At 72.5% G+C, this 5,608-nt stretch carries 6 protein-coding genes and 3 tRNA genes; 7 read left to right on the forward strand and 2 right to left on the reverse strand.

The genetic code is table 11. The annotated features are described in order from the left end of the window. Positions 1 to 132 precede the first annotated feature (132 nt). From ACFYZF_RS07960 to ACFYZF_RS07980, 5 genes are all read left to right on the forward strand, one after another. Positions 133 to 933, forward strand: coding sequence for a polysaccharide deacetylase family protein (locus tag ACFYZF_RS07960; protein ID WP_387017143.1), 801 nt, complete (start codon positions 133 to 135; stop codon positions 931 to 933). 154 nt (positions 934 to 1,087) lie between these two features. Then, positions 1,088 to 1,160: transfer RNA gene (locus tag ACFYZF_RS07965), tRNA-Glu, on the forward strand. Positions 1,161 to 1,191: 31 nt separating this feature from the next. Beyond that, positions 1,192 to 1,265: transfer RNA gene (locus tag ACFYZF_RS07970), tRNA-Asp, on the forward strand. Positions 1,266 to 1,369: 104 nt separating this feature from the next. Further along, positions 1,370 to 1,443 (forward strand) — tRNA-Phe (locus ACFYZF_RS07975). Positions 1,444 to 1,729: 286 nt separating this feature from the next. Next, complete coding sequence (locus ACFYZF_RS07980; RefSeq protein ID WP_387017145.1) at positions 1,730 to 2,239, forward strand: SRPBCC family protein; 510 nt, start codon at positions 1,730 to 1,732, stop codon at positions 2,237 to 2,239. A gap of 22 nt (positions 2,240 to 2,261) precedes the next feature. Here ACFYZF_RS07980 and ACFYZF_RS07985 read toward each other — a convergent pair whose 3' ends face one another. Beyond that, positions 2,262 to 2,963: a DUF2786 domain-containing protein gene (locus ACFYZF_RS07985; protein ID WP_387017147.1), complete on the reverse strand. Its 702-nt coding sequence runs from the start codon at positions 2,961 to 2,963 to the stop codon at positions 2,262 to 2,264. A gap of 124 nt (positions 2,964 to 3,087) precedes the next feature. On the opposite strand from ACFYZF_RS07985, the gene ACFYZF_RS07990 reads away from it, so the two are divergent. After that, positions 3,088 to 3,534, forward strand: coding sequence for a hypothetical protein (locus tag ACFYZF_RS07990; RefSeq protein WP_387017149.1), 447 nt, complete (start codon positions 3,088 to 3,090; stop codon positions 3,532 to 3,534). A gap of 45 nt (positions 3,535 to 3,579) precedes the next feature. Here ACFYZF_RS07990 and ACFYZF_RS07995 read toward each other — a convergent pair whose 3' ends face one another. Next, positions 3,580 to 3,969, reverse strand: coding sequence for a hypothetical protein (locus ACFYZF_RS07995; RefSeq protein WP_387017151.1), 390 nt, complete (start codon positions 3,967 to 3,969; stop codon positions 3,580 to 3,582). A gap of 169 nt (positions 3,970 to 4,138) precedes the next feature. Here ACFYZF_RS07995 and ACFYZF_RS08000 point away from each other — a divergent pair, with 169 nt between their 5' ends. Next, a complete protein-coding gene (locus ACFYZF_RS08000; RefSeq protein WP_387017153.1) occupies positions 4,139 to 5,482 on the forward strand; it encodes an ABC transporter substrate-binding protein in 1,344 nt (447 codons plus the stop codon). Positions 5,483 to 5,608: the final 126 nt, after the last annotated feature.

The raw sequence follows: 5,608 nt of genomic DNA on the forward strand, positions 1-5,608 counted from the left end.
GCTGGCATCGCCCACCTCCACAACATCATCCTCGCGGGGTGACGCCAGCACCGTTGCCAGGCAACGCTTCACCGAGTTACGAGACATCCTTTAGCGTCGGGTGGCCCACGTACCCGGCCCCTCGGAGTGACGATGAGTGAGCGCGCCGCCCTGGCGTTCGGCATCAGCCTGATCCTGTTCCTCGCCGGCTGCGGCGAGCGGACGACCGGCAGCTCCCCGGAGGCCGCCGCCCCCTCACCGGCGGCCTCGACATCGCCGGGACAGACACCGCAGCCGAAGCCGAGCGCCTCGGCCAAGCCGACCCGGACCGTCCCGTCGCGGCTTCGCCCGCAGCCCACCACGCTCCCGCCCGGGCTGCGCCGGACCAGCGGTGGGCGGGCGGTCGCGTTGACGTTCGACGACGGGCCCGATCCGGTCTGGACGCCGAAGATCCTGGACCAGTTGCGCCGCGCCGGGGCGAAGGCCACCTTCTGTGTGATCGGCACCCGGGCCCGGGCGCACCCCGATCTGGTCGCGCGGATCGCCCGGGAGGGCCACCAACTGTGCAACCACAGTTGGCGGCACGACCTGGACCTCGGCCGGCGGCCGGTCGCCGAGATCCGGGCCGACCTGGTACGCACCAACCGCGCCATCCAGGCGGCGGTGCCGGGTGCCAAGGTGCCGTTCTACCGCCAGCCGGGCGGGAAGTGGACTCCGGAGGTCGTGGCGGTGGGACGGCAGCTCGGCATGCGACCGCTGCACTGGAGCGTCGATCCGCAGGACTGGGCCAAGCCCTCCGCCCCGACGATCACCCGTCGGGTGACCGGCGCCGTCCGGCCCGGCGCGATCGTGCTGATGCACGACGGCGGCGGGAACCGGGCCGCCACGATCTCCGCCTGCGCCCACCTCATCGGCGACCTGAAGCGGCGCTACGGGCTGGTCCGGCTCGGCTGAACCGGCCCTGACCTGTGGTTTTGCGGGCGAACGGGCCCTTGGCCATACCGATTTGTTTCGCGGGCCGCCTGTCACGTATGCTTTCCAAGCCTCCGGCGGGGCCGGATGGGAGCAAGTCCGCTTGAAGTTGCGAGTGTGCAATGATGGCGGGGCCGCCCTCATCGTCTAGCGGCCCAGGACGTCGCCCTTTCAAGGCGGTAGCACGGGTTCGAATCCCGTTGGGGGCACGACCGGCGCAAGCCGGAGCAACACCAGCCAGGTCCTGTGGAGCAGTTGGAGTGCTCGCCGCCCTGTCAAGGCGGAGGTCGCGGGTTCAAGTCCCGTCAGGACCGCAAGCGCTGATCGCCGCGCGTACCATGCGCGGCGTTCTGCGTATCGGAGCAGGTTCCCTGCCGGCGGTGATCCCGCCTCTTGGGTACCATGAGCCGAGCGGCACGGCCAGGTAGCTCAGTTGGTACGAGCGTCCGACTGAAAATCGGAAGGTCGGCGGTTCGACCCCGCCCCTGGCCACATAGCCTTTCGCCGGGCTACAGAGATCCCCACCAGCGGAAACGCTGGTGGGGATCTTGCTGTTGGCACCCTCGGCGCCGGCAACTCGGTGGCCGCCGGCTCTCGTGGCGCCTCCGGAGCGGCATCCGGCGGCGGTCGCCAGTTTTGCCCGACTCATGCCCAGGTTCACCCACATTGTCGCGTCCGCCAGGTGGATCGGGACTGTCCGCAATCCGGACGCGCCATGTCCGAATCAGGGCAAGCACGAAGCTGCACGCTGGGGCATCAGCCGGTATGGTCCGGGCCTATGGGACAGGAGATGGCCGGACCGGCAGACGTCCGACAGGATGTCGCGCGGTACTCGCTGCGCAGCAGTCTCCTCATCCCTGCCTCCGCCGAGCGGGCCTTCGCCGTGTTCACCGGGGCGCTGACCGACTGGTGGGTCCGGGAGTACACCTGGTCCGGCCCGGCGGCGCTGGCGGAGCTGGGCATCGAGCCACGCGCCGGAGGCATGCTCTACGAGATCGGCCCGTACGGCTTCCGGAGCGACTGGGGCCGCGTGCTCACCTGGGATCCGCCCCGGCGGCTGGTGTTCAGCTGGCAGATCGGCCCGGACCGGGTGCCGGCCCCCGACCCGGCACAGGCCAGCGAGGTGGAGGTGCTGTTCCTGCCGGAGGGGCCGGAGCAGACCCGGGTGGAGGTCGAGCACCGGCACTTCGACCGGCACGGCGAGGCCGCCGAGGGATACCGGCAGGCGCTCACCGCGGGCTGGCACGAGCTGCTCTCCCGTTACCTGGCCTCAGTCACCCAATCCTGACCCGACAGCCGACCACAGGGCCTCAGTGGGGGAGTTGCCGTGTTCGGGTGGTGGACAGGCGCTGGCCGCCCAGATCTGCGCTGCGGCCGGCCGCAGCGCCCGGGCCGAAACCGGTGCCGGCGAGCCGGCGCGGAGCGGCGGTGCGCAGCCGGGGGTAGGCCTCGGCCACCCGGCGCTGGACCCGGTCCGAGCGGTCGGCCAGCACGAGCGCGACCGAGGGCCCGCCGGAGTCGGCGACCGCCCCGGCCTCCGCCTCGACCAGCCGCGTGCCGACCACCTGGGCGAAGCCGGCGAGCCAGGAGCGCCGGAACGCCGCCGGATGCTCCCCCACCGGGACGACCGCCCCGGCCAGCCCGTGCGCCGCCTGCACCAGCAGCGAGGTGAAGAGCAGGTCGACCCGCTCCAGGTCACTGGCGAAGCCGAACAGGTGCATCGCGAAGCCGCTGCCGTGCCGGCGACGGACGCAGCGGCAGCGCAGCGGGGCGGCGACGGCGGCGAGCAGGCCGGCCTTGTCCCGGGCGTACGGGGCGACGACCTCGACCACCCGGTCGCCGACCGGGTCGGTGGCCGGGTCGCGGGCCGCCAGCAGGGCCCGGTCCACGCCGTAGCGGGCGATCAGCTCGGTTGCCTTGGCGGTGAACGCGGCCGACTCCTCCGGCGTGCAGGCCGGGTCCTCGGCCTTCGCCAGCAGCTTGCGCACCTTGACGAGCATGGCCTCCGACATGCCACCAGAGCTATCACACCGCCCCGGACGCTGCCGGGCCAGCGGTGAGACCCATCGACCCGTATCATCGTTGCGCTTGGTCAGCCGTCCGGTACGGACGGTCAGTCGTCACTTGGAGGCGCCCATGTCATCCCCGGTCGTCCGCCTACTGGCCACGACGACGGCAGCGGTGTCGCTGCTCGCCCTCGCGGCCCCCGCCCAGGCGGCCCCCGCGCCTGCGAGTCCCGGCGCGGGAACACCCGCGGTGAACCTCGCCGGCACCTACGCCACCTGCTACGGCGGCGCGGTGCGCTCGTACTTCCAGACCGGGAGCTGGGGCGGGGAGGCCGGCACCTACCGGGCCACCAGCCGCTGTGCGGACGTCAACGTCCGCAACGCGAGCAGCTTCGGCACTCAGGCCTGCGTGGTCTTCGTCGACAAGACCAACAGCTGCAACTACTGGACCTACCTTCCGGCGAATTCCGGGTGGATCACGGTGGCCACCAACGTCCGGGACGGGGTGAACTTCCGGGTCCGCTTCTCGAACCTGCGCTACGAGTACGAGCCGCTGGTCGCGTATCACGCGTTCTGAGCGGCGGCGCCCCGGCGCCCGGCCACCCGGGCCGGTGCCGGGGCGTCAGGCGACCCGGCTGCGCAGGGTGGCCACCGTCGAGCCGGCGAGGGTGAGCAGGCAGTCCGGCAGCAGGCCGTCGGCGACCGCCGCGCCGAAGAGCGCCTCCCCGGTGTCGGCGTCGGCGTTGGCGTACGCGCTGACGAAGCGGGCCACCCAGCGGGTGTCGTAGCCTGCCTCGTCGATGCCGGGGAAGTCCAGCGCCGCACCGCCGGGAGCGGGCATGTCCCCGACCATCGTGGCCGCCAGGCACCAGGCCACCCCGTACGCCCCGGCGAGGCCGGCCCGGTCGACCACCTCGTCGAAGGCGCCCACCACCGCGTCGCCATCTCCGGCCAGGGCCGAGTGGAGCACGGCGGTCGCGTCGTCCAGCGTCTGCTGCGGTACGTCCGTCACTCGGCGCACTGTACGACGGGTGGTCAACCCGTGACCACCCGAGAGCGTCGAACCGGTGACCCTGCGTGCGCCTGCGCGGCTAGCAGGCAATTGACCGGGCTCCACGTCCCCGCAGCCCAGCTCGGCACGCTAATGTGCGGAGCGGACCTTCGCCGGAGGAAGGACGACCATGTTCGTATCACACGGCTCGCGCGCCGCCGCCCTGGTGGCTTGCGGGGCGTTGCTCCTTGCCGGTGCCGCCTGCGGCACCGGCAAGTCAGAGGAGCCGACCACCACCACACAGGTCCGCCTCTACGGCATCGACGGCAACATGATCAATGGGTACGCCGCGGAGTTGAAGGAGCGCGCCGATCTGATCGACGGCATGAAGGGCACGACCCCGCTCACGCCGCTGTCGGACGCCTTCAAGAGCCGGCTCCGGTCCGTCTACCCGAAGCTCGGCGACTACCTCTACGCGGCCGAGGCCTACGACGCGGTGATCATCACCGCGCTGGCCACGCAGCTTGCCGGCAGCACCGAGCCGACGCAGATCGCCAAACAGATCGTCGGCGTCACCAACAACGGCCAGCGGTGCGAGAAGGCGGTGGACTGCCTGAAGCTGGCCCGTGCCGGCCAGGACATCGAGTACCGGGGGGTGTCGCTCAACCGGGCCGGGTTCACCGACGCCGGGGAGCCGGCCACGGCCAGCTACGCCACCCTGACCTTCGGGGACCGCAAGATCGACGACGGCAAGACCGAGTTTGTCGGCGCGGGTGACGAGTCGGCCGCGAGCACGAAGAACCCGCCCCGGCCATACAAGCAGCGCGGCGGGAAGGTCCCCTCGGCGCCTCTGGTCCTCGGCGGCCTGCTGCCGCGCACCGGCGACCTGGCCCTGGCATACCCGCCGCTGGCCGCCGGATCCGCCCTGGCGGTCAAGGAGGTCAACGCCGCGGGCGGGGTGCTCGGCGAGCCGGTGGTCTGGCTGGACGGCGACGACGGCACCAACCCGGACATCGCCAAGGCCACCGTGGCCAAGCACGTCCGGGACGGCGCGCACGTCATCATCGGTGCCGGCGCCTCGGGCATCTCCCGCGCCGTGCTGCCGGACGTTGTCGCCGCCGGACGGGTGCTGTTCGCACCGTCCAACACGGACGCGGGGCTGACCTCGGTGGAGGACAAGGGCCTCTACTTCCGCACCGCACCGCCGGACAGCCTCCAGGGGCGGGCGCTGGCGGACGTGATACTGCGCGACGGGCCACACAAGATCGTGCTGGTCGCCCGGAAGGACTCCTACGGCGAGGGCCTTCAGGAGAACGTCCGCGCCGAGCTGGAGCGGGCCGGCATCGGCAGTGACCGGGTGAAGCTGCTGACGTACGATCCGCCGGCCGACGCGAAGGCTCCACCGCTGGACTTCACCGCCGGTGCCCAGGAGATCAAGAAGTACGGCGCGGATGCCGTGCTGGTCATCGGCTTCGCCGAGTCCGCGCAGGTGATCCGGGCGCTCGCCGACTCCGGGGTGAAGATCGGCCACTGACCCGACGCGGGGGGGGCGCCCCCCCCCCCCCGGGGGGGGGGGGGGGGGGGGGCGGGGGGGCCCGGGGGGGGGGGGGGGGGCCCGGGGCGGGGGGGGGGGGGCGGCCCCGGGCCCGGGGGGGGGGCC

The organism is Micromonospora sp. NPDC001898 (assembly GCF_042891255.1).
GTDB lineage: Bacteria > Actinomycetota > Actinomycetes > Mycobacteriales > Micromonosporaceae > Micromonospora.